Genomic DNA, 24,458 nt, shown 5'->3' with positions numbered 1-24,458 from the left:
TCGTCACTCCTTCAGGCAAAACTACGAAATGCGGGCAAACGGCCCGCTTGATCTCTCATTTGGGGCCTTGGTGTCTTTTTTGCAACTGCGATGTGACAAATCCGCCAAGACGACCGGTCATCGCAACCGCTGGTCGCGACGGTCGTCAGCCGCGCCGCCACGGCTTCAGCGAGTGGACATCCCAGCGCGCGCCGTCCTTGCAGGCGGCGCCCTGCATCCAGGTTTCCGAGCGGCCGTTGACATAGCTGGCCAGGAACGCCCGGCAGGTTCGACCGTCTTCGCTGTAGGCATTGGCCAGCGGCGTCACCGAGCCGCGCGCGCCGGTCGAAGGGTTCTCCCACGGCTGGCTGGAATCCTTGTCGCCCTTGGTCAGGACGTCGGAGGCGGCGGTGCGGGCGAACACCAGGTCGGCCTCGGTCGGCTCGGGGCCTGCGGCCGGCACCAAAGGCGTGATCGAGCCGGTCACGTCGCTGCCTTCCATTCTGGCAAAAGCGCCCTCGTTGCGGCCGATACTGCAGCCGCCGACGCCGGCACCGATCATAATAGCTGCAATCGCCGCCACGGGCGGGCAGATAGCCGATAGGCCAATGCCAATACGTGTCCTATATAGGACTGGCCTACGCAGGAACCGCAGCAAGCTCGAAGCCTCAGGCCAACGCAAGACGGAACTCCGGACATGACCGACACGATCAACCCTATCCAACACCCGACTCCGTTAACGTCCGGTGATTTTACGGCGGCCGATGAGCCTTTTGCGTTGTTTGCCGACTGGTTTGCCGAAGCGCAGGCCGCCGAGCCCAACGATCCCAACGCCATGGCGCTGGCAACGGTCGATGCCGACGGGCTTCCCGACGTCCGCATGGTGCTGATGAAGGGCTTTGATGCCGACGGCTTCGTGTTCTACAGCCACATCGCCAGCCAGAAGGGCCAGGAGCTCGCCGCCAATCCGAAGGCGGCATTGCTGTTTCACTGGAAGTCGCTGCGCCGTCAGGTCCGGGTGCGTGGTCCGGTAACGCCGGTCACCGAGGCCGAGGCCGACGAATATTTCGCGTCCCGCCCCAGGCAGTCGCAGATCGGCGCCTTGGCCAGCAAGCAGTCGCAGCCACTGGAGAGCCGCTTTGCCTTCGAGCAGGCCATCGCCAGGGAAGCCGCCAAGCATCTGATCGGCGCCGTGCCGCGGCCGGCAGGCTGGACCGGCTGGCGGATCACCCCCCAGCGCATCGAATTCTGGCACGACCGGCCGTTCCGGCTGCACGACCGCATCGAATTCCGCCGTGACACGACCGACGCGTCGTCCGGCGCTGCGCAAAACTCCTGGAGCAAGGTGAGGCTCTACCCGTGAACCTGCAAAATTCGACGAGACCGGCCAGCAGCATGATGCCCACAGGTTCAAACGCGCCGAAGCGTACGCTGCTCCTGACCGGGGCCAGCCGCGGCATCGGCCATGCCACCGTGATGCGCTTTTCCAGCGCCGGCTGGCGCGTGCTGACCTGCTCGCGGCACCCGTTTCCCGAAGTCTGCCCGTGGGACGCCGGCCCCGAGGACCACATCCAGGTCGATCTCGCTGACCATGCCGACACCACGCGCGCGATCGCGGAGATCAAGGAACGGCTCGAAGGCGGTCAGTTGCATGCGCTGGTCAATAACGCCGCGATCTCGCCGAAGGGCGAGGGTGGCAGCCGGCTCGGCTCGATCGACACCGACGTCGAGACCTGGAGCCATGTGTTCCGGGTCAATTTCTTTGCGCCGATCATGATGGCGCGCGGGCTGATCGAGGAGTTGAAGGCGGCGAAGGGCTCGGTGGTCAACGTCACCTCGATCGCCGGCTCGCGCGTGCATCCGTTTGCCGGGGCGGCCTATGCGACGTCGAAGGCGGCGCTGGCGTCGCTGACGCGGGAGATGGCCTCGGACTTCGGCCGCCTCGGCGTTCGCGTCAACGCCATTGCGCCGGGCGAGATCGACACCTCGATCCTGTCGCCGGGAACCGACAAGATCGTCGCCGAGCAGATCCCGCTCAATCGGCTGGGCACGCCCGATGAGGTGGCGAAGATCATTTACGTGCTGTGCACGGAGACGAGTTCCTACGTGAACGGCGCCGAGATCCACATCAACGGCGGCCAGCACGTCTGATCGTCATTCCGGGGCGAGAGCGCGCCAGCGCGAACGAACCTCAGCCACTCCACTTGGAGTGGCGGGGAATCTCGACATGGAACGATGAACGTTCCGGGATTCGGGGTTCGCGCTCGGCTGTCGCCGTCCGCGCCCCGGAATGACACCATGAATCTACTCCGCGAAAATCCGCCGCGGTGCTGGCGCGGCATCGCTGATGCCGAGGCTGGAGCAATCGTCGTCCGATTCGCCGTCCATCAGCGACGCGCCGCAATGCCGGCAGCACCGTGCCGAGATCGGATGCGCCTTGCCGGCAGCATTCTGACGCGCCTGCTGGTAGGAAAGGAAATTGACGACGTTGGGAGAAGTCACTGGGTCAGTCATTGCAGTCCTCATCACTTGAGCCTGTGTTATGACAGCAACCCTTCGCTCAACCGTTCAGCCAACCACTCAAATTTTACCGTTAGAATTGTGGCGCGGGTCACGCGGCTGCGAAAGCGGTGTGAGTGGTTCGTTAACTGACGCGGAGCTGGACAATCTGTAGCCCGGATGAAGTCGCTGCGCGCGGAGAGCACGGCGTCGAAATCCGGGGCTGAACGTCATGGTGAAAGGCCGGCCCCGGATTGTCATCCGGGCTACGGGCTACAGCCACTTCTTCCATTTGAAGAACATGTAGGGAAGCGCCGCGGCGACCAGCATCATGAGCAGCGCCATCGGGTAGCCGTGTTCCCACTGCAGCTCCGGCATCAAGCGGAAATTCATGCCGTAGACCGAAGCGATCAGCGTCGGCGGCATCAACACCACGGCCATCACCGAGAACAGCTTGATGATGTTGTTCTGCTCGAGATTGACCACGCCCAGCATGGCGTCGAGCACGAAGGTGATCTTGTTCGACAGATACGAGGCGTGATCGGTCAGGGACGCGACGTCGCGCAGCATGGTCTTGAGCTGCGCGCGCATGTCCTTCGACCATTTCACGCCGTCGGCCTCCGCTGTGACGAAGGTGACGACGCGGCCGATCGAAACCAGGCTTTCCCGGACCTTCGAGGTCAGGTCGCCCTTGCGGCCGATCGCGATCAGGATCTCCGAATAGCGCTTGGCATGGCCGGTCCGCATCGATTCGTCGGGCTCGAAAATATCGTGGCTGACCTGATCGACGTCGGCGCCGGCGCGCTCCAGAATGTCGGCGCAGCGATCGATCACGGCGTCGAGGAGTTCCAGCAGCACGGTCTCGCCATTGGCGCTGGGCGGCGTGCCGCGCGACAGCTTGTTTTCCACCAGCGAGAACGGTTTTGGCGCATCATAGCGCACCGTGACGAGCCGATGCCCGGACAGGATAAAGGTGACGGGCGTGATGCGCGGTGAATCGGTGTCGGCCGCGCACATCAGCGACGCCGTCATGTAACGCGCGCCGTTCTCGATATAGAGCCGGCTGGAAATCTCGATCTCCTGCATCTCCTCCCGCGTCGGCACCGCGATGCCGAACAATCGCTCCACCGCATGGTCCTCGCCCGGCGACGGATTGAGCAGGTCGATCCACACCGTGTCGGCCGGCAGCGCCGTCAGATCGGTCGGCTCAGAGCGCTTCAGGGTCGTCTCTTGGGGCGTGAACACAGCGAGCATGGCAACTCCGGAACAATGGCGACGCAAGGTGAACGATTGCAGGCCGGGCGAATCGCAGATCCAGCCCGCATAACCGAAGATCATGGGGGCGGTCATGACAGCCTTCCACGGGCGCGCCAACCCCCCGATCCGGCGGTTTCAACTCACGCGAGCGTGAACGCGGCCGTCGTCCGGATCAGGGCGCCGCGACAAGGCGGCAAAGCCTGCGCGAAACGCCACCGCTAGCCGGCAAAATTGCGACAAATCGGACACACTTCCCGACAGCTTGTGCGCCGCATGAGGGAAGTTCTGGAAGATTGCGATTTTCAAAGCTACTCATCTGGAAGGATTTATTAGCCGTCATGGCGCATCGTTGGCGCCACCCTGTATTGGAACGCTCGCAAATGTCGTCGATGAAGATGAAGCTCGGACTTGTTCTCGCTGCCGGCCTGATGCTGTCGGGCTGCATGCAGACTGGCACCACGTTTCAGGCCGCCCCGGAAGCCAATTTGAAGCCGAATGACAAGGCGCAGCTGGCAAAGGCACGCTACGTCAACACCCCGGTCGCCGAGCCCTTCCGCCGCGCGCTCGTCAGCTATCACCGCAAGGAAGCGCCGGGCTCGATCGTGGTCGATTCCGACAATCACTACCTTTACTACGTTCAGGACGGCGGCAAGGCTATCCGCTATGGTGTCACCGTCGGCGAGGAAGCCCTGGCGTTCTCCGGCGTCGCCCGGGTCGGCAACATGGCCGAATGGCCGAAGTGGACGCCGACTAAGGACATCCACGCCCGTATCGAGGGTCTGCCGGCCCAGGTGCCCGGTGGCGTCGATAACCCGCTCGGCGCCCGTGCTCTGTATCTGTACCAGGGCAACAAGGACACCCTGTTCCGGATCCACGGCACCAACCAGCCGGAATATATCGGCGCCTCGATTTCCTCGGGCTGTATCCGCATGACCAATGAGGACGTCATCGACCTCTACAGCCGCGTCAAGCCCGGTGCGGTCGTGGTCGTGCTCGAGCCGAAGCATGGCGACTCGCCGGTCAATTCCAAGCTCGCTTTGCAGGGCGGCGGCGGCGCTTACTGAACGCGGTTCCCGCTTCATAGATCGGCAAAAGCGCCGGTTCTGCCGGCGCTTTTTTGTTGAGGGTAGCTCTCTTCATTGTTCACGAAGACGGCAGTGGTCTCCCTCCCCCTTGCGGGGAGGGTCGGCCGAACGAAGGCAATGCGTCAGCATTGCCGAAGAGGAGGCTGGGGTGGGGGCGCCACAGGCGATGGCGCTTATGGCACTCCAACCCGTCACGTTTGTTCGCTGAGTTTATCATCGGGCCGGCGAAGCCGGACCCGTTGGCTCTCAAACGCGCCACCCATGGCGGACGAATTCGTCCGCCAGACCCCGAAAGGGGGAGGGAAAGAAGCCGGCGCGTATTGCTGACATGTGCTACCTGAAAATCGGAAACGGCGGATGTTCGGCGCGGCGTTTGCGCGGCTTCGCCTTGGCCTTTCGCTTCACCGGCGCAGGCCTCGGCTCGCCGGCCTCCTGCTCGACCTCGACCTCGGGCTCAACGGCTGCGGCGGCGGCGGGCTGTTCGGCTGGTGTGGGTTGCGGCGGCGTTTGCGCTACCGGCTCCGCGCTTTCGCGCGGCGGCGCGTCGGCCGGGCGCTCCGCCGGCAGCAACGGCGCGATCGGCGGCAGCGGGTCCCAGACGTCCCATTGGCACAGCTTGTAATTGCCGCGGCGTTCGGCGAGGTCGATGTGGATGTGGTCCTCGTGGTAGCCGTCGGAGCCCGGGCCCAGCACCGTCGAGAACCGCGTGCACATCGACCGCAACACCTGCTCGCGCGACGCGCGCGGCGTGTCGCGCTCGGTCAGTGCGAGGCTCTGCCCGTTGCCGAACTTGAGGCCGCGGATGTCGAGCGCGTTGGCGCGGCCATGCTCGGACAGCTTGGCGCCCGCCACGCGGTTGCGGCCGCGGCAGTCGAATGAATCAAAATTATCGAGTTCGACGAGACGGGTGCCGAGCGACGCCGCCAGCGGCGCCATGTCGGTGCGGATCCAGTCGGCCACCGCGGTGGCCATCGCGCAGCGCATGGTGCCGCCGGGCTTCAGCGGCACGCGGGTCTTGTCCGCCAGGATCACGGCCTCGAGGTGCACCAGGTCCGGCCCGCCGCAGGCGCCCGGCCCCTTGATGTCGGGCACGCTCGGCGCAATCGCGATCGCGTCCGTCAGTGCCAGCCGGCAGGCCGAGGGTGGCGGCGGCCCGGCCGGGCGCTGTTCGGCGGCCGGCTTTTCCGGCTCGGCGGGTTTGTCGGCGTCGGCCGGCGTCGGCTGTTCGACCTCAGGCGCCTCGGCCGGGCGCGGCATCGGCAGCGGCACGCGGCCGGCGGTCAAATAGGCCTGGGCCGGCGTTGCGGCGAGCAGCAGCACGGCGAGCATCGCTGCGGCCCCGCTTTGGCCGCGGCCCCACCGCCAAAAGGCCCATTTCCGGACCGCTTTCCCCGCGCTAAACTTCATGCCAAGACCTTGAATAACAAGCCGGGCAAAAACCGCCCGGCAGACCACATCCCGGGAGGAACGTTTATATGCGCGGATTGATGCAGGACTGGCCGCTTCTTTGTACCCGGATCATCGATCATGCCGCGCAGGTTCACGGCGAACGCGAAGTGGTGACGCGCTCGGTCGAGGGCCCGATCCATCGCACCAACTACGCCGAGATCCGCGCCCGCGCGCTGAAGGTCGCGCAGCGGCTCGATCGCGACGGCATCAAGATGGGCGACCGGGTCGCGACGATTGCTTGGAATACGTGGCGGCATCTGGAGACGTGGTACGGCATAATGGGCATCGGCGCCATCTGCCACACCGTCAATCCGCGCCTGTTCCCCGACCAGATCGCCTGGATCATCAATCACGCGCAGGATCGCGTCGTGATGACCGATCTGACGTTCGTACCATTGCTGGAAAAGCTTGCCGATCAGCTCCCCAGCGTGGAGCGCTACATCATCTATGCCGACAGCGCGCACATGCCGCAGACGACGCTGAAGAACGCCGTCGTCTATGAGGACTGGATCGCGGAAGCCGACGGCGACTTCAAGTGGAAGGAGTTCGACGAAAATACCGCAGCCGCGATGTGTTACACGTCGGGCACCACGGGCGATCCGAAGGGCGTGCTGTATTCGCACCGCTCCAACGTGTTGCACGCGCTGATGGCCAATACCGGCGATTCGCTCGGCGCCAATGCCGCCGATACCATGCTGCCGGTGGTGCCGCTGTTCCACGCCAACTCGTGGGGTATTGCGTTCTCCGCGCCGTCGATGGGTACCAAGCTGGTGCTGCCCGGCGCCAAGATGGACGGCGCCTCGATCTACGAATTGCTGGCCACCGAGAAGGTCACGCACACCGCCGGCGTGCCGACCGTATGGCTGATGCTGCTCAACCACATGAGCGCCAACAACCTGAAACTGCCGGATCTGCGCATGGTGGTGTGCGGCGGCTCGGCGATGCCGCGCTCGATGATCAAGGCCTTCATCGACATGGGCATCGGCGCGCGCCACGCCTGGGGCATGACCGAGATGAGCCCGATCGGCTCGCTCGCCGCGCTGAAGCCGCCATTCGACCAGCTCGAAGGCGAGGAGCGGCTCGATATCCTGCAAAGCCAGGGCTATCCGCCGTTCGGCGTCGAGATGAAGATCACCAACGACGACGGCAAGTCGCTGCCATGGGACGGCAAGACGTTTGGCCGGCTCAAGGTGCGCGGCCCCGCAGTGTCGCGGGCCTATTACCGCGTCGAGACGAACATCCTCGACGAGGAGGGCTATTTCGACACCGGCGATGTCGCCACGATCGACGCGTATGGCTACATGCGGATCACCGACCGTTCCAAGGATGTCATCAAGTCCGGCGGCGAATGGATCTCGTCGATCGACCTGGAAAACCTCGCCGTCGGCCATCCCAAGGTGGCCGAAGCGGCGGTGATCGGCGTCTATCATCCGAAGTGGGATGAACGGCCGCTCCTGATCGTGCAGCTCAAGCCTGACCAGAAGGCGACGCGGGAAGAGATACTCAGCTATATGGACGGCAAGATCGCCAAATTCTGGATGCCGGACGACGTCGTGTTCGTCGAGGGCATCCCGCACACCGCCACCGGCAAGATCCTGAAAACCGCTTTGCGCGACCAGTTCAAGACCTACAATCTGCCGACCGCGGCGGCGTGATGCTCTGCATCTTCCCCTCTCCCCCGGCGCAGCGGCGTTGGCGGGAGAGGGGAAAAAGAGGTGCGGCTTCGACTCTTCAATCTCGCCCGAGTTCCGTGTTGATTCGCGGCGCTGGCTTGCGCACGATCCCGGCATGATTCGCCCCCCGAAACAGGACGCCCCCAAGCCGCGCAAAGCGGTGGCTGCGCCGAGCTTCAAGCGGGAATGCGCGTTGCTGAAGCAGGGCATATGGCCGGTCGCGGGCTGCGACGAGGCGGGCAGGGGGCCGCTGGCCGGGCCGGTGGTCGCCGCGGCCGTGATCCTCGATCCCAAGCGCATCCCCAAAGGCCTCGACGATTCCAAGCGGCTGACCGCGGCGCGCCGCGATGAACTGTTCGAGGAAATCTGCGCGACCTCGTCCTTTGCCGTGGCCTATGCCTCGCCGGCGCGGATCGACCGCGACAATATCCTGCGCGCGTCGCTGTGGGCGCTGGCGCGCGCGGTGCATGCGCTGCCGGAAGCGCCCAAGCATGTGTTCGTCGATGGCCGTGACCGGATCGATACCACGGCGGAATGTCAGGCGGTGATCGGCGGCGACGGTCTGGTCCTGTCGATCGCCGCCGCCTCGATCATCGCCAAGGTATCCCGCGACCGTTTGATGTGCCGGCTGGCCGAGCACTGCCCGGGGTACGGCTTCGAGATCCACAAGGGCTATGCGGTGCCGCAGCACCTCGCCGCGCTCAACGATCTCGGGCCCAGCATCCACCACCGCAGCCTCTATGCCCCGGTGGTCGCCGCGCGGATCAGGCGCGACGGTCTCGTGGCCGAGGCCGATTTGTTCGCCGACGCGCGGATGGTGCTTCCGATCCCCGCCTGAACGGCCCCTCTGTTGCCTCCTCTGCACATGCGCCGTATCACACGAGGATAGTATTTCCGCGGGCCGGCCTGGCGATTGATGCGTTTCACCTCCCTGATCGTTGAACTGATCCGCGCCCGGCCACGGCTGATCTTCTGGGTCGCCGTACTGTGCCAGGCGATGTTGTGGCTGATGGTGCCGCTGCTGCTGTACAGCGGCCCGCCCGGCGAGCTAGCGACCGTGCTGGCCTATGGCCGGGAATACCAGGTCGGCACCGATCTCGGCCCGCCGCTGGCGTTCTGGCTGGCCGACCTCGCCTTCCGCGCCGCCGGCGGCCATATCTTCGGCGTCTACGTGCTTTCGCAGCTCTGCTTCATCGCCACCTTCCGCGCGCTGTTCTATCTCGGCCGCACCATCGTCGGTGGCCCGCAGGCGGTGATTGCGGTGCTGCTGACCATGACCGTGACAGCGTTCAGTTCGCCCGGCGTCGAATTCGGACCCGTGGTCCTGGCGCAACCGCTATGGGCGATGCTGCTGCTGCACGGCTGGCTGGTGATCGGCGAGGGCCGCCGCAACGCCTGGTTTGCCCTGTCGATCGTGGCCGGGTTGTTGCTGCTCACCACGACGACGGCGCCGTGGCTGCTGTTGCTGCCGCTCGGCTTTGCGCTGGCGACGTCGCGCGGCCGGCAACACCTCAAATCCCTCGATCCGATCTACGCGCTGCTGGTGATCGCCGTGATCGCGCTGCCTTATGCGATCTGGGTGATCCGTGCCGGCGCCGTGGTGCTGCCGGCGCGGCCGGATCTATCGAATATCGCAGGCACCGCGCAGAATTGGGGCGCGCTGCTGTTCTGGCTGGTCGCAGCGGCGGCGGCCTTGATCGTCCTGAGCGTGCTGAACTCGCGCGCTCTCGCGGCGCAGCCCGAGGATGCGCCGATCATTTTTCGGCCGCCGGTGGATCCGCTGGCGCGCAAGTATGTCTATTTCTTCGCGCTGGCGCCGGGACTGCTGGGCAGCCTGTATGCGGCGCTCTACGGCCAAGGTCGCCCGCTGGGCGGCGCGGGCATCGCGTTGCTGGTGTGCGGGCTTGCGGTGGTGATCGCCACCGGCGATCTCGTCACGCTGCGGCGGCAGCGCATGCTGCGCAAGGTCTGGGCCTTGGCAATTGCGGGCCCGGCGCTGGCGGCGCTGGGCGCGGCGTTCATTTTACCGTGGAGCGGCGCCGCCGAGCAGGCAACGGCTTTGCCGGCACGCGACATCGCGCGCTTCTTCAGCGACAGTTTCGAGCGCCGCACCGGCAATAAATTGCAGGCGGTGGCGGGCGATCCGCAACTGGCAGCGCTGATCGGAATGGGGGCCTCGCGCCCGCACGTTCTGTTCGATGCTTCGGCCGCGCGGACTCCGTGGATTTCGCCGGAGATGTTCGCGCAGACCGGCGGCGTGGTGGTGTGGCGCGCGGCGGACACGTCGGGCGCGCCGCCGGCGGACATCGCCTTCCGTTTTCCCAATCTGGTGCCGGAAGTGCCGCGCGGCTTCGACCGTCTCGTCAACGGCCGCAATCCGCCGCTGCGCATCGGCTGGGCGATCGTGCGGCCACGCCCGTAGCCCGGATGACAATCCGGGGCCGGCCTATCTACGATCGATAGTTCCCGGATTGCGTCGTCGTGCGCTGCGCGCCCGCCGACTTAATCCGGGCTACGGACGCGGCGGCAGCGCCGCCAGAGCGCTGGCGATCGCGCGCAGATCGACCCAGGCCATGCGCTTGTAGCCCGGCGAGCGCAGCAAATATTCCGGATGGAAGCTGGCGATGGCGCGGATTTTCCGCGTCCCGGTGTCGTAATCGACCCAGCGGCCGCGGCTCTTCATGATGCCGTCCTTGGTCTGCAGCAGCGTCTGGGTCGCGGGATTGCCGAGCGTGACTAGGATGTCGGGATCGACCAGTTCGATATGGCGCTGGATGAACGGTACGCAGATCTGGGTTTCCTGCAGCGTCGGGGTCCGGTTGCCGGGCGGCCGCCACGCGATCACGTTGGAAATATAGACACCACTCCGGTCGAGTCCGATCGCGGCCAGCATCTTGTCGAGCAGCTTGCCGGCCTGGCCGACGAAGGGCAGGCCCTCGATATCCTCGTCGCGGCCCGGCGCCTCGCCGACGAACATGATCCGCGCCTGTGGATTGCCGTCGGCGAATACCAGTTGCGTTGCTGTGGATTTCAGCGCGCAGCCCTCGAAGGTCTCCATCAGGCCGCGCAGGGCTGCAAGCGTCGGCGCGGTGCGCGCGGCGTCGCGGGCTGCCGCGATCGCCACTTCCGGCGCGATCTCGATTTTGGCCGGCATCACTGGCCGTGCCGGCACGCCGGGCTGCATCGAGGCCAGCGTCGGCCGTTTCGGCGCGTCGCCCGCCGCGGGATCGGCCGCGGGCCGCGCCGGGGCTGTGTCGATATCCGCCAGCCGGTTGACCGGCTCGTCCATCAGGGCGCAATCGACCCCGGCCTCCAGATAAAAGGCCAGCAATTGCGCGAGGCTGGGCGCGGGGTCATGCGTCAAATGGGGCATGGCCGCAATCTAGGACATATTGCGCGGCGGCGAAACGCCCGCGGGGTATTTCGGCTGTTGTTCTCGGGCTCAAAATCGTAAACAAGAGCCCTTAGAAGCGTTCTGAACGGGTTGAAACGGTCCGAGATCAAATTATGAGCATTGAAGAACTGCCGCCGCGCGAATCCATGGAATTCGATGTTGTCATCGTGGGGGCCGGTCCTTCGGGCCTGACCGCCGCGATCCGGCTCAAACAGCTCAATGCGGAACTCTCGGTCGTGGTGGTCGAGAAAGGCTCGGAAGTCGGCGCGCACATCCTGTCCGGCGCGGTGATCGATCCGGTGGCGCTCGACGAACTGATCCCGGACTGGCGCGACGACGCCGACTGCCCGATCAAGACCAAGGTCAAGGAGGACCAGTTCTTCTTCATGACCAAGACCGGCGGTCTGCCGCTGCCGAACTTCATGATGCCGCCGCTGATGAACAACCATCACTGCTACATCACCTCGCTCGGCATGGTGTCGCGCTGGCTGGGCGCGCGCGCCGAGGCGCTCGGCGTCGAGATCTATCCGGGCTTCGCCGCCGCCGAGACGCTGTATGACGAGAACGGCGCGGTGCGCGGCATCGCCACCGGCGACATGGGCATCGGCCGCGACGGCAAGCCGAAGGATTCCTTCACCCGCGGCATGGAACTCCTCGGCAAGTACACGCTGTTCGCCGAAGGCGCGCGTGGCTCGCTGACCAAGCAACTGATTGCCAAATTCGCGCTCGACAAGGATTGCGAGCCGCCGAAATTCGGCATCGGCCTCAAGGAAATCTGGCAGATCGATCCGGCCAAACACCAGAAAGGCTTGGTGCAGCACTCGTTCGGCTGGCCGCTCGACAATGCCACCGGCGGCGGCTCGTTTTTGTATCACTACGACGACAACCTCGTCGCGGTCGGCTTCGTGCTGCATCTGAACTATGAAAACCCCTACATATACCCGTTCGAGGAATTCCAGCGCTTCAAGACCCACCCGAAGATCCGCGACACCTTTGCCGGCGCCAAGCGCCTAGCCTATGGCTCGCGCGCGATCACCGAGGGCGGCTACCAGTCGGTGCCGCGGCTGACCTTCCCCGGCGGCGCGCTGATCGGCTGCGCCGCGGGCTTCGTCAACGTGCCGCGCATCAAGGGCGTGCACAATGCGATGGCCAGCGCGCTGCAGGCCGCCGGACACATCACCGCCGCGCTGGCGGCCGGCCGCGCCAATGACGAGTTGGTCGAGTACGAGAATGGCTGGCGGTCGTCCTCGATCGGCAAGGACCTCTACCCGGTGCGCAACGCCAAGCCGCTGTGGTCGAAATTCGGCACCGTCGTCGGCAATGCGCTGGGCGGTCTGGACATGTGGTGCAATACGCTCGGCTTCTCGCTTTTCGGCACCCAGTCGCACGCCAAGCCCGACCGCAAGACGCTGAAGCCAGCCAAGGACTACCAGCCGATCGCCTATCCGAAGCCGGACGGCAAGCTGACCTTCGATCGCCTTTCGTCGCTGTTCCTGTCGAACGTCAACCATGAGGAGGACCAGCCGGTTCATCTCAAGGTCGCCGACATGGCCTTGCAGAAATCGTCCGAGCACGACGTGTTCGCGGGTCCGTCGAACCGCTATTGCCCGGCCGGCGTCTACGAGTGGGTCGAGGAGAGCACAGGCCCCCGGTTCCAGATCAACGCGCAGAACTGCGTCCACTGCAAGACCTGCGACGTCAAGGACCCGAACGGCAATATCACCTGGGTGCCGCCCGAAGGCGGCGGCGGTCCGAACTACGAGGCAATGTAACCGAGGCGCGACGCTCCCTTCACCTCTCCCCATCGGGGAGAGGTCGCCTTCCACATGCGAAGCATGTGGAAGGCGGGTGAGGGGGCCCTTGCACCGCTGTCTGAGGAAGCCCCTCACCCGACCGGGCTTCGCTGCGCTCTGCCCGGTCGACCTCTCCCCGATAGGGAGAGGTGAAGTAAGAGCCTTCGCTCCACCGATCACGTCATCGTCACCAGACGCGGCAGCAGCGGCGCGTCATGCCTCGCGTCACGATGCCGCCACAGAACAAGCGTTTTCAGGGATGATCGTGATATCTGCGGCCTATCGCCGGGGATTGGCGGTATTGCCGGCGACTCCGTCCGAAGGCCCCCGATCCTTGCGATCGGGCGCCAAACGCGGCATTGTTGGCGGCCTGTGCTGCCAGTTGGCTGCGCAGCAAACTGGCTTGCCAAAGCCTGCACGTCTTCTTGCCTGTCATTTCTGGAGCTCGGCGCACCTCATGTTTTCCAACCGTTTTCATCGCCTGATGCTCGCTACCTCCGCCGTCGCCATGCTGGCGATGCCGCTGCCGTCGTCGGCCCAGACGCCCGATCACACCGGGGACAGCACGGCGCAATTTCCTTCCAAGCAAGACCTGAAATCGCTGACCACCGCCGGCAGCTATCTGGCGGCCCGCCATGCCAGCGTCGAGCGCGACGCCACCTCGGCTGCGGCCTTCTACCGCTCCGCATTGCGCACTGATCCGAAGAACAACGAGTTGCTCGACCGCGCCTTTATCTCCTCGCTGGCCGATGGAGACATCGAGGAAGCCGTCAAGCTCGCCGATCGCATCCTGCTGATCGACAAGTCGAACCGCGTGGCGCGCCTCGTGGTCGGCGTCCGCGATCTCAAGCTGAAGAAATACACGGCGGCGCAGAGCAACATCAACCAGTCGATCCGCGGCCCGATCACCGATCTCGTCGCCACCTTGCTGTCCGGCTGGGCGAGCTTCGGCGCCGGCGACAGCAAGACCGCGATCGCCAATATCGACAAGCTGGTCGGGCCGGAATGGTATCCGATCTTCAAGGACCTGCATGCCGGGCTGCTGCTCGACCTGGCGGGCAAGCAGAAGGAAGCCGGCGCCCGCTTCGAGCGCGCCTACAAGCTCGACGATTCCGCGCTGCGCGTCGCCGACGGCTACGCGCGCTGGCTGTCGCGCAACAAGGACGACGCCGCGGCGCAGGCGGTCTATGAGAATTTCAACGCCAAGCTGGCGCGTCATCCGCTTGTGCTGGAAGGCATCCGCGACACCAAGGCCGGCAAGAAGCTGACCCCGCTGGCCGACAGCCCGCAGGCGGGCGCCGCCGAAGCCCTGTACGGCATCGGCGCGTCGCTGACCCGGCGCGGCGGCGAGGATCTGGCGCTCGTCTATCTGCAACTGGCGCTATACCTGAAGCCCGACCATTCGCTGGCGCTGCTGTCGCTCGCGGACCTCTACGAGTCCGTGAAGAAACCGGCGATGGCCATCAAGGTCTATGAGCGCGTGCCCGCCGCCTCGCCCTTGAAGCGCAACGCGCAGATCCAGCAGGCGACCGATCTCGATGCCGTCGATCGCTCGGAGGAGGCCATCAAGATCCTGAAGGGCGTGATCTCGGAGGATGCGAAGGATCTCGAAGCGATCATGGCGCTCGGCAATATCGAGCGCGGCAAGAAGAAGTTCGCAGACTGCGCGCTGACCTATACCCAGGGCATCGACGTGCAGGCCGCCCAAGGCGACAAGCCGAACTGGGTGTCGTTCTATTTCCGCGGCATCTGCCAGGAGCGTTCCAAGCAGTGGGCGAAGGCCGAGGCCGACATGCGCAAGGCGCTCGCGCTGCAGCCCGAGCAGCCCCATGTGCTGAACTATCTCGGCTATTCCTGGATCGACCAGGGCATCAACCTCGACGAAGCCATGAAGATGATCAAGCGCGCCGTCGATCAGCGCCCCGATGACGGCTACATCGTCGATTCGCTGGGCTGGGCCTATTACCGGATCGGCAATTTCGAGGACGCGGTGAAGACGCTGGAGCGCGCCATCGACCTCAAGCCGGAAGACCCGACCATCAACGACCATCTCGGCGACGCCTACTGGCGCGTCGGCCGCACGCTCGAGGCCAGGTTCCAGTGGCAGCACGCCAAGGATCTGAAGCCGGAAGCCGAAGAACTGCCGAAGATCGAAGCCAAGATGGAAAACGGCCTGCCCGACGACGCAAAGCCGGCGGCGGCATCCAATGACGGCAAAAAAGAAGACGGCAAGGGCGGCTGACCGCGGGCTGGGGGATTAGAAGATGCCGGCGCTGGGGGACGACGCACGCGCTAAGGTCAACCTCACCCTTCGGGTGATGGGCCGGCGCGTCGATGGCTATCATGATCTGGAAAGCGTCGTAGCGTTCGCCGATTGCGCGGACCGCTTGACCTTCGAGCCGGGAGCGGAACTCGCGCTCGTGACCACCGGGCCTGGCGCCGCCGAATGTGGCGATGGCGCCAACAACCTCGTCATCAAGGCGGCACTGCTGCTCGGCGAGCGCGTCGAGGGCCTGACGCTCGGTGCCTTTGCGCTCGACAAGCATCTGCCGGTCGCGGCCGGGATCGGTGGCGGCTCGGCCGATGCCGCCGCGGCGCTGCGCCTGCTGGCGCGCGCCAACGGCCTCGAGCTCGACGATCTCCGCCTGATCGACGTGGCCCTGCTGACAGGCGCCGACGTGCCGGTCTGCCTGCCATCGACCGCCTGCGTGATGTCCGGCGTCGGCGACCATCTGATGCCGCTGTCGCTGCCGCGGCTGCCTTGTGTGATGGTCAATCCGCGGGTGCCGGTGGCCACGAAAGATGTGTTCAAGGAACTCGGCCTGAAGCACGGACAGCTTCGCGTCGGCGTCACCGACGTGCTGAAGGCGCCGAAATGGCCCGGCGAGGGCGCTCCGGTCGAGGCCTGGATCAAGGCGCTAGCCGCGGGGACCAACGACCTCGAAGCGCCGGCGCTGAAGGTCGAACCGGTGATCGGCGAGGTGCTATCCGCGCTGCGCGATGCTAAAAATGTGCGGCTCGCGCGCATGTCCGGCTCGGGCGCGACCTGCTTTGCGATCTTTGACGACGATGCGGCAGCAAAGCGCGCCGCCGCGGCCATCACGCTCGCGCATCCCGAGTGGTGGGTGCACGCCGGGGCGTTGAGTTAAGACCGTTGTCCGTAGCCCGGATGACAATCCGGGGCCGGCCCATTCAGATCGGCTCTTTTCCCGTATTTCGTCACCGTCGCGCGCTTGTGCGGGCGTCGCCGACTTCATACGGGCTACGCGCCCCTCAGTGCGATCTTGCCAGACAGAACGCCACGACCTGCTCGAGCGCGGTCTTCATCGGCGAGGTCGGGAACAGCGCTAGCGCGTCCACCGCCATCGCGCCGTAATGCTGGGCGCGGTTCATGGTGTCTTCGAGCGCGCGATGCTTGGTCATCAGGCCGATCGCCTGGTCGATATCGCTGTCGTTGATCTCGCCGCGTTCCAGCGCCTTTACCCAGAACGCGCGCTCGGCGTCGTTGCCGCGGCGGAAGGCCAGCACCACCGGCAGCGTAATCTTGCCCTCGCGGAAATCGTCGCCGACGTTCTTGCCGAGCTTGGCGGCCTTGCCGCCGTAGTCCAGCACGTCGTCGACCAGCTGGAAGGCGATGCCGAGATTCATGCCGACCGAGCGGCACGCGGTCTGCTCGGCCTTCGGCCGGCCGGCGATCACCGGCCCGACCTCGCAGGCCGCGGCGAACAGTTCCGCCGTCTTGCCGCGGATCACCGCCAGATATTCGTCTTCGGTGGTGGCAGTGTTCTTCGCGGCAGCAAGCTGCATCACCTCGCCTTCGGCGATGGTGGCGGCGGCCGACGACAGGATGTCGAGCGCGCGCAAGGAGCCGACCTCGACCATCATGCGGAACGCCTGGCCGAGCAGGAAATCGCCGACCAGCACGCTGGCCTCGTTGCCCCACAGCATCCGCGCCGACAGCTTGCCGCGGCGCAGCTCGCTCTGATCGACGACGTCGTCGTGCAGCAGCGTGGCGGTGTGCATGAATTCGACGGCGGCGGCGAGCTTGATATGGCCTTCGCCGCTGTAGCCGGTGAGGTTGGCCATCGCCAGCGTCAGCATCGGCCGCAGCCGCTTGCCGCCCGACGAGATCAGATGGTTGGCAACCTCGGGGATCATGGTGACTTCGGAACCGGTGCGCGACAGGATCGTCGCGTTGACGCGCTCCATATCGGGAGCGACAAGGCCGACCAGTTGATCTATCGATGCAGTCGAGGGGCTCTCGAAGGGTACAATCACCGCCACGCGAAAAATCTCCGAAGTGCGAGAGCCTTGCCAGACGGACGGGATGGACCGTGCCGGAAGACGCTGATGGTCAAATAGGACGAATTCAGGTGAAAAACAGGTGTCGTGTCGCTGAACCAGCCCGGAAACGCTGTTCCGCACAATAGAAACTGCCGGCCAGTGCGGCAAGGGCGACGGGCCGGGCAATGGCCGCGGGACGACCTTGTGATGACAAAGGAGCGCCAATTGCGCGAATTGCTGCGAACCAATGATGTCGTGCTGGTGTCCGCGGTGGGCGCGCTGCTCGACGGCGCCAATATCCCTCATCTGTTGCTGGACCAGAACATGAGTATTCTGGAAGGCTCGGTCGGGGTCATCCCGCGCCGGATTCTGGTTCACGAGGACGATGCATCCGAAGCGCGGCAGGTCCTGACCGATGCCGGGCTGGCCCACGAGCTGCGCGACGATGGCTGAAATGGCGCCGGAGGCGGAAATCGCGACCACCTGCGATGGCTTTCTCGGCGGGCAGCTGCAGCTATGCCAGCCGGCACGCGGCCATCGTGCCGGCCACGACGCCATCCTGCTGGCGGCATCGACCGCCGCGCGGCCTGGCGACCGCGTGGTCGATTTCGGCGCCGGCGTCGGCACCGCCGGTCTGGCGCTGGCCTGGCGCGTCAAGGGTATCTCGCTGACGCTGGTGGAGATCGATCCACGGCTGGCCAGGCTGGCGTGCGACAATGCGGCGGCCAATGGGATCGCTGCGAAGGTGATCGGGATGGACCTCTCGTCGCCGGCCGACGTCTTTGCCGCAGCCGGCCTGCCGCCGGATGGTGTCGATGTCGTGCTGATGAACCCGCCATACAACGATGCGACGCGTCATCGCGCCTCGCCGGATGCGGCCCGCGCGGTCGCCCATGTTGCAACATCTTCGACGCTGCAAAATTGGATTCATGCGGCGCGACGACTGCTCCGGTCAGGCGGCGCGCTGACGCTGATCTGGCGGGGCGACGGGTTGTGCGAGGTGGTGGCGGCGCTGGAGAAAGGCTTCGGAAGCATCTCGTTGCTGCCGGTGCACGGCGATCCGGCCAAGCCCGCGATCCGGATTTTGGTGAAGGCGATCAAAGGGGGCCGCGCGCCTGCGGCGATTTATCCGGGGATCAACCTGCGGGATGCAACCGGAGCATCCGATCCCCACATGTCAGAAGTTCTGGCCGGAAAAGCGACGCTTTCACTGGCGTCGCTATAGCGCCTTGCTGGGTGATTATTGCGGCTGGGTTTCGGAGCGTTTCTGCGGCGTCGATGTGAAATGGATCGCCGTGAGCAGGGTGCCGATGATCAGCATGAGCAGATAGATTTTCATGTCTTCTCCCGGAGACGGCGCGCTGGCCTGTTATCTTTGCAACGCGAAACGCGGCTGCTGGTTCATGCCATCGGCGCGATAAAATACGGTTAAGATCGAGGTAAACTTAATGATCGAATCCAACCTTTTGACGACGCTGAAAGGCCTGCTGCCGGCCCGGTTCCGCACGCGCGCCCCGGTGGTGCCGGTGGTCCGGCTGTCCGGCGTAATCGGAGCGGCGACGCCGCTGCGGCCGGGCCTTTCGCTGGCGGGCGTCGCCAAACTGCTCGACAAGGCGTTCGCCACCAAGAACGCCAAGGCGGTGGCGCTGGTGATCAATTCGCCGGGCGGATCGCCGGTACAGTCGCGGCAGATCTATCTGCGCATCCGTCATCTGGCCGAAGAAAAGAAACTGCCGGTGCTGGTGTTCGTCGAGGACGTCGCGGCCTCCGGCGGCTACATGATCGCCTGCGCCGGCGACGAGATCTTCGTCGATCCGTCCTCGATCGTGGGCTCGATCGGCGTGGTCGGCGGCACCTTCGGGTTCCAGGAACTGATCCGCAAGATCGGCGTCGAGCGCCGGCTTTATACCGCCGGCGAGCGCAAGGCGACGCTCGACCCGTTCCTGCCGGAAAACCCGGAAGACGTCGCCCGCATCAAGACCCTGCAGCGCGAGATCCACGCCATCTTCATCGCGCTGGTGAAGGGCAGCCGCGGCGCCCGTCTGAAGGGCGCCGAGGACGTGCTGTTCTCCGGCGAATACTGGGCCGGCGAAAGCGGGATCGCGCTCGGCCTGGTCGATGCAATCGGCGACCTCCGCAGCGTGCTGCGCACCCGTTTCGGCGAGAAGGTACAGATGCCGGTCATCACGCAGCCGGCGGGCATGCTGGCCGGGTTGATCGGCCGCAGGTCTGGCGCCGGGGCCCAGCTCTCGCTCGACGGGCTGTCCGGGCTGCCGGAGCAGGTGATTTCGGCGCTGGAAACGAGAGCGATCTGGGCCAGATTCGGCTTTTGAGGGTGGTTTGGTGCCGCAAAAGTTAATTGCGGGACGGTTCGGTCTGCGCGACAATGCTTTGATGAGGTGTGAATCATGACCGACAAGGATCGCGCGATGCCGCCGCTGGTTGCCATTGCCGGCGCGCTCGGAAGCGCCGCCGTCGTTCGCTGGGCCTACCGGACCGCGAAGCGGATCAATCAGGAGCTGGAAGAGGCGCGGCTGGCGCGGGTCACCGAACCTGCCGAGCCGGCCGACGTCCGGACCCTGCGACGCGATCCGGCGACCGGGGCGTATCGGCCGGGCTGAGGCCGCAAAGCACGAAAAAGACCCCCAAAATATTTGCGCCGGTTTCAGGATGGGGCACCATCCTTGAAACCGGCGAGCAAACGTTTGGAAGTCTACGTTAGTCTGGACTTGGAGGTCCGTAGTCTGGGCCAGAGCGGGTCGTCGGCGCGCTGGCCTTCGCTTTAACAAGCACGGACGGGGACTTTCGTTCCGTCCGATCGTCAATTGGTAAAAGACAATTCCTAACGATCGACAGACGGCGGACCGCACCCGACCGGCATGGTTAGCGCCGGGTTAAGCGGCAGGCACCTGCAATACCCCGCATTGCCTTGATTCCCCGGCCCCCCGCCGATACGGTCCGCGCGCCCAGCCCCTTGAAATTTGCCCCTTGAATCCAGAGATCGTGACCCCCGACGTGACCGATTCCATCCCCCCGCACATGCGCCCGGAAAAATCCTTCCAGGGCTTCATCCTCGCGCTGCAGCGCTTTTGGGCCGACCAGGGCTGCGTGATCCTGCAGCCTTACGACATGGAGATGGGCGCGGGTACCTTCCATCCGGCGACCACGCTGCGGGCGCTCGGCCCGAAGCCCTGGAAGGCCGCCTATGTGCAGCCGTCGCGCCGGCCGAAGGATGGCCGCTACGGCGAGAACCCGAACCGGCTGCAGCATTATTACCAGTTCCAGGTCATCATCAAACCGTCGCCGCCGGATTTGCAGGATCTCTATCTGCGTTCGCTGAAGGCGATCGGCATCGACACCGCGCTGCATGACGTGCGCTTCGTCGAGGACGACTGGGAGAGCCCGACGCTGGGCGCCTGGGGGCTTGGCTGGGAGTGCTGGTGCGACGGCATGGAAGTCAGCCAGTTCACTTACTTTCAGCAGGTCGTCGGCGTCGAATGCGCGCCGGTGGCCGGCGAACTCACCTACGGCCTCGAGCGGCTGGCGATGTATGTGCAGGGCGTCGATAACGTCTACGACCTCAATTTCAACGGCCGCGACGGCGACGAGAAAGTCACCTATGGCGACGTCTTCCTGCAGGCCGAGCAGGAATATTCCCGGCACAATTTCGAGCACTCTGACGCCGACATGCTGTTCGAGCAGTTCAAAATGGCCGAGGGCGCCTGCAAGAAATATCTCGACGCCGGCTGGAAGAACGACAAACGCGACGCGCATCTGATGGCGCAGCCGGCCTATGACCAGTGCATCAAGGCGAGCCACGTCTTCAACCTGCTGGACGCCCGCGGCGTGATTTCGGTCACCGAGCGCCAGAGCTACATCATGCGCGTCCGCGACCTGGCGAAAGCCTGCGGCGAAGCCTGGATGCATACGGACGCGGGTGGTTCTTCCCTCCGTGGGGAGAAAAACTGATGCCCGATCTTCTGCTCGAACTGTTTTCCGAAGAGATCCCCGCGCGCATGCAGGCAAAGGCGGCGGAGGATTTGCGTCGCATGGTCACCGATCGCCTCGTCGCCGAGGGCCTCGTCTACGAAGGCGCGAAAGCCTTTGCGACGCCGCGGCGGCTGACGCTGACGGTGCACGGCATTCCCAACAGGCAGTCCGACCTCAAGCAGGAACGCAAGGGCCCGCGCGTCGGCGGCGCCGAGGCCGCGATCGCCGGCTTCCTCAAGGCCACCGGCCTGAACTCGCTCGATGAAGCCAAGATCCAGCGCGATCCGAAGGGCGACTTCTACATCGCGCTGACCGAGAAGCCGGGCAAGCCGACGGTCGACGTGCTGGCGGAAATCCTGCCGCTGATCATCCGCACCTTCCCGTGGCCGAAGCAGATGCGCTGGGGCGCGGCCTCGGCCAAGTCCACCGCGCTGACCTGGGTGCGCCCGCTGCATTCCATCATCGCCTCGTTCGGCATCGAGACCGAAGAGCCGGAGGTGGTGCCGTTCGAAGTCGGCGGTATCGTTGCCGGGCAGGTCACGCGCGGTCACCGCTTCATGGCTCCATCAGAGATCCCGGTGCGCCGCTTCGACGATTATGTGAGCAAGCTGCAACACGCGAAAGTCGTGCTCGACCCCGAGCGGCGCCGCGAGATCATCCTGGCCGACGCGCGCACGCTCTGCGCCGCGCAGAATTTCGAACTGGTCGAAGACCCCGCGCTGCTCGACGAGGTCGCCGGTCTCGTCGAATGGCCGGTGGTGCTGATGGGCTCGTTCGACGAGGCGTTTCTCGCGATTCCCGACGAGATGATCCGCGCCACCATCCGCACCAACCAGAAGTGCTTCGTGGTGCGCGAACCCGCCACCGGCCGTCTCGTCAACAAGTTCATCCTTACCGCCAATATCGAAGCCTCCGACGGCGGCGCCGCTATCATTGCGGGCAACGAGCGGGTGATCCGCGCGCGATTGTCGGATGCAAAATTCTTCTACGACACCGACCTGAAAACGAAGCTGGAAGACCGGCTGCCGAAATTCGAAAACATCGTGTTTCACGAAAAGCTCGGCAGCCAGGCCAATCGAATTCAGCGTCTCGTCGATTTATCTGCCCAGATCGCGCCGCTGGTCGGTGCCGACGTTAAAAAAACAAAGCGCGCAGCCCAACTCGCGAAGGCCGACCTGCTCACCGAAGCGGTCGGCGAATTCCCGGAGCTGCAAGGCCTGATGGGCAAGTACTACGCGCTGGCGCAAAGCGAGGATGCCGCCGTTGCCACGGCATCCGAGGATCATTACAAGCCGCAGGGTCCGGCGGATCGTGTGCCCACCGATCCCGTCAGCATCGCCGTGGCGCTGGCCGACAAGATTGACACGCTGGTAGGCTTCTGGGTCATCGACGAGAAGCCGACCGGTAGTAAAGATCCATTTGCACTGAGGCGTGCTGCTCTGGGCGTTGTTCGGATTCTCATAGAACACCAACTTAAGTTACCTCTCGTAGACATTTGCATGTCGGCGGATATTTCTGTTCGAATTGACATGGCGCATCAGAATTTGGATCGCAAATATCGGGCGTTGGAACAGCTTGAAGTTGAAGGTCTTTCCGCTCGTCGAGCGAAGCGTATATTCAAAGATTTTGAGAAAAAGGTATTGCCTAAGGAGATCTCGTTCGAGGAAGCCGAATTCGCGATTAGTGGGATCTTCAACTTGGTTGACTTCTTCGCCGACCGTCTCAAAGGCCAACTCCGCGAGCAGGGCTCGCGCCACGATCTGGTCGACGCCGTGTTCTCGCTCGGCGGTCAGGACGACCTCTTGATGGTGGTCCGCCGCGTCGAGGCTTTGGCCAAATTCCTCGACACCGACGACGGCAAGAATCTGCGGGCCGGCGTCAAGCGGGCGTCGAACATTCTCGGCATCGAGGAGAAGAAGGACAAGCGCGCCTATGACGGCGCGCCGGAGCCTTCGCTCTACAAGCTCGACGAGGAGAAGGCGCTGGCAGCCGCGATTGTCGAGGTCGGGCCGGAGGCGTCTGCTGCGGTGGCGAAGGAAGACTTCGCCAGCGCGATGACGGCGATGGCCAAGCTGCGGCCGGCGGTCGATGCGTTCTTTGACAAGGTGAAAGTCAACGACGACGACGCAGCCGTGCGCGAGAACCGGCTGAAGCTGCTCAACGAGATCCGCGCCGCGACGCGCGCGGTCGCGGATTTCTCGAAGATCCAGGACTAGCCCGCCAATTCACGCGCGGTCCCTCCCCGTCATTGCGAGGAGCCCTTGCGACGAAGCAATCCCGCCCTCGCGTAGCCTGCGGCTTTCTGGATTGCCGCGTCGCTTCGCTCCTCGCAATGACGGGGAGGGCCGGCGCGCAGGCAAAGAAAAGCCCCGTCCGGCGGGGAAGTCCGGGCGGGGCTTTCTCGCTCAGTCGCCTTGAATGCGCCTGAACGAATTCGGCGTCAGATGATCGACTAGTCGATCACCTGGACAATGCGTCGCGTACGCGGCTCGACCAGCACCGTCTTTTCGTTCACCACGGTGTAGCGATACGGCGTCTGCGCCACGCTCTGCGGCACGTCGTAATAGGTCACGCCAGCGTCTGGCAACGTCGTGCCGACGACGACGCGCTCCGGCACGGTGTAGGTCGGCACGCGCTCGCGCACGACGTATTCCCGGAACGCCGGGCGCTCGGATACCGTAATGCCGTCGGGGTCGTTGTCGCCGACGATCACGGCCTGGCCGCTGCGGGCGACGCCCATGGTGGTCTCTTGCGCCTGAGCCGCCAGCGGCGCGCTGAGAGCGCCTGCCAATGCGACGATCGCGATGATCCTGTTTCGCATCAAGTTCTCCTTCGGGATGAACCCGGCCTGCGCCGGGCTGCTCGCCGCCCAGCCTCCTTCCCCAATCCCGCGTCGCCCAGAACGTTCCGGAATGCAGCGGCACGGAATGCCGGTATTTGATGCAATGCGCGCGAAGATCGGGAACTCCTGCGTCCGGCAGGCGTCTGTATCGGCAACCCCTTGTGCGGGTTAGATTTCCGCAGCGATTCGACCCACCCCTCAGCTCCTGGAGTT

Annotated in this window: 22 protein-coding genes; 15 read left to right on the top strand and 7 right to left on the bottom strand. The window is 64.9% G+C overall.

The features are described 5' to 3' along the window. Positions 1-145 precede the first annotated feature (145 nt). Positions 146-541 (bottom strand): RT0821/Lpp0805 family surface protein, encoded by a 396-nt coding sequence (locus tag FNL56_RS24480; protein WP_143575435.1) that lies wholly within the window; start codon positions 539-541, stop codon positions 146-148. A gap of 135 nt (positions 542-676) precedes the next feature. Here FNL56_RS24480 and pdxH point away from each other — a divergent pair, with 135 nt between their 5' ends. Beyond that, positions 677-1,342: a pyridoxamine 5'-phosphate oxidase gene (pdxH, locus tag FNL56_RS24475; protein WP_143575434.1), complete on the top strand. Its 666-nt coding sequence runs from the start codon at positions 677-679 to the stop codon at positions 1,340-1,342. Between the two features lie 35 nt (positions 1,343-1,377). Then, a complete protein-coding gene (locus FNL56_RS24470; protein WP_143576357.1) occupies positions 1,378-2,130 on the top strand; it encodes an SDR family NAD(P)-dependent oxidoreductase in 753 nt (250 codons plus the stop codon). A gap of 153 nt (positions 2,131-2,283) precedes the next feature. Here FNL56_RS24470 and FNL56_RS24465 read toward each other — a convergent pair whose 3' ends face one another. Further along, positions 2,284-2,493, bottom strand: coding sequence for a hypothetical protein (locus tag FNL56_RS24465; protein WP_143575433.1), 210 nt, complete (start codon positions 2,491-2,493; stop codon positions 2,284-2,286). A 258-nt stretch (positions 2,494-2,751) separates the two neighbouring features. After that, the gene (locus FNL56_RS24460; protein WP_143576356.1) at positions 2,752-3,732 is read right to left on the bottom strand and encodes a magnesium transporter CorA family protein; all 981 of its coding nucleotides are present in this window, start codon (positions 3,730-3,732) and stop codon (positions 2,752-2,754) included. A 383-nt stretch (positions 3,733-4,115) separates the two neighbouring features. On the opposite strand from FNL56_RS24460, the gene FNL56_RS24455 reads away from it, so the two are divergent. Further along, positions 4,116-4,799 (top strand): L,D-transpeptidase, encoded by a 684-nt coding sequence (locus FNL56_RS24455; RefSeq protein ID WP_143575432.1) that lies wholly within the window; start codon positions 4,116-4,118, stop codon positions 4,797-4,799. Positions 4,800-5,153: 354 nt separating this feature from the next. On the opposite strand, the gene FNL56_RS24450 is transcribed toward FNL56_RS24455, so the two are convergent. Further along, entirely contained in the window at positions 5,154-6,149 is a 996-nt protein-coding gene (locus FNL56_RS24450; RefSeq protein ID WP_246661474.1) for an extensin-like domain-containing protein, read from the bottom strand. 146 nt (positions 6,150-6,295) lie between these two features. On the opposite strand from FNL56_RS24450, the gene FNL56_RS24445 reads away from it, so the two are divergent. The 3 genes from FNL56_RS24445 (at position 6,296) to FNL56_RS24435 (ending at position 10,364) form a co-directional block, all read left to right on the top strand. Beyond that, a complete protein-coding gene (locus tag FNL56_RS24445; protein WP_143578351.1) occupies positions 6,296-7,924 on the top strand; it encodes a fatty-acid--CoA ligase in 1,629 nt (542 codons plus the stop codon). Positions 7,925-8,057: 133 nt separating this feature from the next. Next, a complete protein-coding gene (locus FNL56_RS24440; protein ID WP_143575429.1) occupies positions 8,058-8,780 on the top strand; it encodes a ribonuclease HII in 723 nt (240 codons plus the stop codon). Positions 8,781-8,858: 78 nt separating this feature from the next. Continuing rightward, entirely contained in the window at positions 8,859-10,364 is a 1,506-nt protein-coding gene (locus FNL56_RS24435) for a glycosyltransferase family 39 protein (protein ID WP_143582422.1), read from the top strand. Between the two features lie 90 nt (positions 10,365-10,454). On the opposite strand, the gene FNL56_RS24430 is transcribed toward FNL56_RS24435, so the two are convergent. Continuing rightward, positions 10,455-11,306, bottom strand: a complete 852-nt coding sequence (locus tag FNL56_RS24430; protein ID WP_143576355.1) for a uracil-DNA glycosylase — start codon at positions 11,304-11,306, stop codon at positions 10,455-10,457. 143 nt (positions 11,307-11,449) lie between these two features. Between FNL56_RS24430 and FNL56_RS24425 the strand changes: the two genes are divergently transcribed. The 3 genes from FNL56_RS24425 (at position 11,450) to FNL56_RS24415 (ending at position 16,278) form a co-directional block, all read left to right on the top strand. Further along, the gene (locus FNL56_RS24425) at positions 11,450-13,108 is read left to right on the top strand and encodes an electron transfer flavoprotein-ubiquinone oxidoreductase (protein WP_143575427.1); all 1,659 of its coding nucleotides are present in this window, start codon (positions 11,450-11,452) and stop codon (positions 13,106-13,108) included. Between the two features lie 478 nt (positions 13,109-13,586). Then, positions 13,587-15,371, top strand: coding sequence for a tetratricopeptide repeat protein (locus FNL56_RS24420; protein ID WP_143575426.1), 1,785 nt, complete (start codon positions 13,587-13,589; stop codon positions 15,369-15,371). 22 nt (positions 15,372-15,393) lie between these two features. After that, positions 15,394-16,278, top strand: a complete 885-nt coding sequence (locus FNL56_RS24415; RefSeq protein ID WP_143578350.1) for a 4-(cytidine 5'-diphospho)-2-C-methyl-D-erythritol kinase — start codon at positions 15,394-15,396, stop codon at positions 16,276-16,278. A 124-nt stretch (positions 16,279-16,402) separates the two neighbouring features. On the opposite strand, the gene FNL56_RS24410 is transcribed toward FNL56_RS24415, so the two are convergent. Beyond that, positions 16,403-17,413 (bottom strand): polyprenyl synthetase family protein, encoded by a 1,011-nt coding sequence (locus tag FNL56_RS24410; RefSeq protein ID WP_143578349.1) that lies wholly within the window; start codon positions 17,411-17,413, stop codon positions 16,403-16,405. 225 nt (positions 17,414-17,638) lie between these two features. On the opposite strand from FNL56_RS24410, the gene FNL56_RS24405 reads away from it, so the two are divergent. The 6 genes from FNL56_RS24405 to glyS all read left to right on the top strand — a co-directional run bounded on the left by FNL56_RS24405 (position 17,639) and on the right by glyS (position 23,619). Next, positions 17,639-17,866 (top strand): putative signal transducing protein, encoded by a 228-nt coding sequence (locus FNL56_RS24405; protein ID WP_143575423.1) that lies wholly within the window; start codon positions 17,639-17,641, stop codon positions 17,864-17,866. Continuing rightward, on the top strand, positions 17,859-18,638 hold the full coding sequence (locus FNL56_RS24400; protein WP_246661604.1) for a tRNA1(Val) (adenine(37)-N6)-methyltransferase: 780 nt from the start codon (positions 17,859-17,861) through the stop codon (positions 18,636-18,638). Before FNL56_RS24405 ends, FNL56_RS24400 begins: the two co-directional genes overlap by 8 nt. A gap of 223 nt (positions 18,639-18,861) precedes the next feature. Further along, complete coding sequence (locus tag FNL56_RS24395) at positions 18,862-19,746, top strand: S49 family peptidase (protein WP_143575422.1); 885 nt, start codon at positions 18,862-18,864, stop codon at positions 19,744-19,746. A gap of 96 nt (positions 19,747-19,842) precedes the next feature. Next, complete coding sequence (locus tag FNL56_RS24390) at positions 19,843-20,034, top strand: hypothetical protein (protein ID WP_143576353.1); 192 nt, start codon at positions 19,843-19,845, stop codon at positions 20,032-20,034. 418 nt (positions 20,035-20,452) lie between these two features. Next, a complete protein-coding gene (locus tag FNL56_RS24385; protein WP_441351312.1) occupies positions 20,453-21,382 on the top strand; it encodes a glycine--tRNA ligase subunit alpha in 930 nt (309 codons plus the stop codon). Then, positions 21,382-23,619 (top strand): glycine--tRNA ligase subunit beta, encoded by a 2,238-nt coding sequence (glyS, locus tag FNL56_RS24380; protein ID WP_143575420.1) that lies wholly within the window; start codon positions 21,382-21,384, stop codon positions 23,617-23,619. Before FNL56_RS24385 ends, glyS begins: the two co-directional genes overlap by 1 nt. Positions 23,620-23,855: 236 nt before the next feature. Here glyS and FNL56_RS24375 read toward each other — a convergent pair whose 3' ends face one another. Further along, positions 23,856-24,224, bottom strand: a complete 369-nt coding sequence (locus tag FNL56_RS24375; RefSeq protein ID WP_143575419.1) for a DUF1236 domain-containing protein — start codon at positions 24,222-24,224, stop codon at positions 23,856-23,858. Positions 24,225-24,458 lie beyond the last annotated feature (234 nt).

The organism is Tardiphaga sp. vice304 (assembly GCF_007018905.1).
In the GTDB taxonomy this organism is placed as follows: Bacteria; Pseudomonadota; Alphaproteobacteria; order Rhizobiales; family Xanthobacteraceae; genus Tardiphaga.
The sequence above is the reverse complement of the archived record's forward strand: the minus strand, read 5'-3'. Positions and strand labels throughout refer to the sequence as shown.

Excerpts from the sequence above, each read along its gene's own strand:
- pdxH (WP_143575434.1), top strand. The coding sequence starts at position 677 with ATGACCGACACGATCAACCCTATCCAACACCCGACTCCGTTAACGTCC.
- FNL56_RS24385 (WP_441351312.1), top strand. The coding sequence starts at position 20,453 with ATGCGCCCGGAAAAATCCTTCCAGGGCTTCATCCTCGCGCTGCAGCGC.
- FNL56_RS24395 (WP_143575422.1), top strand. The coding sequence starts at position 18,862 with ATGATCGAATCCAACCTTTTGACGACGCTGAAAGGCCTGCTGCCGGCC.
- FNL56_RS24375 (WP_143575419.1), bottom strand. The coding sequence starts at position 24,224 with ATGCGAAACAGGATCATCGCGATCGTCGCATTGGCAGGCGCTCTCAGC.
- FNL56_RS24390 (WP_143576353.1), top strand. The coding sequence starts at position 19,843 with ATGCCGCCGCTGGTTGCCATTGCCGGCGCGCTCGGAAGCGCCGCCGTC.
- FNL56_RS24425 (WP_143575427.1), top strand. The coding sequence starts at position 11,450 with ATGAGCATTGAAGAACTGCCGCCGCGCGAATCCATGGAATTCGATGTT.
- FNL56_RS24480 (WP_143575435.1), bottom strand. The coding sequence starts at position 541 with ATGATCGGTGCCGGCGTCGGCGGCTGCAGTATCGGCCGCAACGAGGGC.
- FNL56_RS24420 (WP_143575426.1), top strand. The coding sequence starts at position 13,587 with ATGTTTTCCAACCGTTTTCATCGCCTGATGCTCGCTACCTCCGCCGTC.
- glyS (WP_143575420.1), top strand. The coding sequence starts at position 21,382 with ATGCCCGATCTTCTGCTCGAACTGTTTTCCGAAGAGATCCCCGCGCGC.
- FNL56_RS24465 (WP_143575433.1), bottom strand. The coding sequence starts at position 2,493 with ATGACTGACCCAGTGACTTCTCCCAACGTCGTCAATTTCCTTTCCTAC.
- FNL56_RS24415 (WP_143578350.1), top strand. The coding sequence starts at position 15,394 with ATGCCGGCGCTGGGGGACGACGCACGCGCTAAGGTCAACCTCACCCTT.
- FNL56_RS24460 (WP_143576356.1), bottom strand. The coding sequence starts at position 3,732 with ATGCTCGCTGTGTTCACGCCCCAAGAGACGACCCTGAAGCGCTCTGAG.
- FNL56_RS24400 (WP_246661604.1), top strand. The coding sequence starts at position 17,859 with ATGGCTGAAATGGCGCCGGAGGCGGAAATCGCGACCACCTGCGATGGC.
- FNL56_RS24450 (WP_246661474.1), bottom strand. The coding sequence starts at position 6,149 with ATGCTCGCCGTGCTGCTGCTCGCCGCAACGCCGGCCCAGGCCTATTTG.
- FNL56_RS24455 (WP_143575432.1), top strand. The coding sequence starts at position 4,116 with ATGTCGTCGATGAAGATGAAGCTCGGACTTGTTCTCGCTGCCGGCCTG.
- FNL56_RS24440 (WP_143575429.1), top strand. The coding sequence starts at position 8,058 with ATGATTCGCCCCCCGAAACAGGACGCCCCCAAGCCGCGCAAAGCGGTG.
- FNL56_RS24470 (WP_143576357.1), top strand. The coding sequence starts at position 1,378 with ATGCCCACAGGTTCAAACGCGCCGAAGCGTACGCTGCTCCTGACCGGG.
- FNL56_RS24435 (WP_143582422.1), top strand. The coding sequence starts at position 8,859 with ATGCGTTTCACCTCCCTGATCGTTGAACTGATCCGCGCCCGGCCACGG.
- FNL56_RS24445 (WP_143578351.1), top strand. The coding sequence starts at position 6,296 with ATGCGCGGATTGATGCAGGACTGGCCGCTTCTTTGTACCCGGATCATC.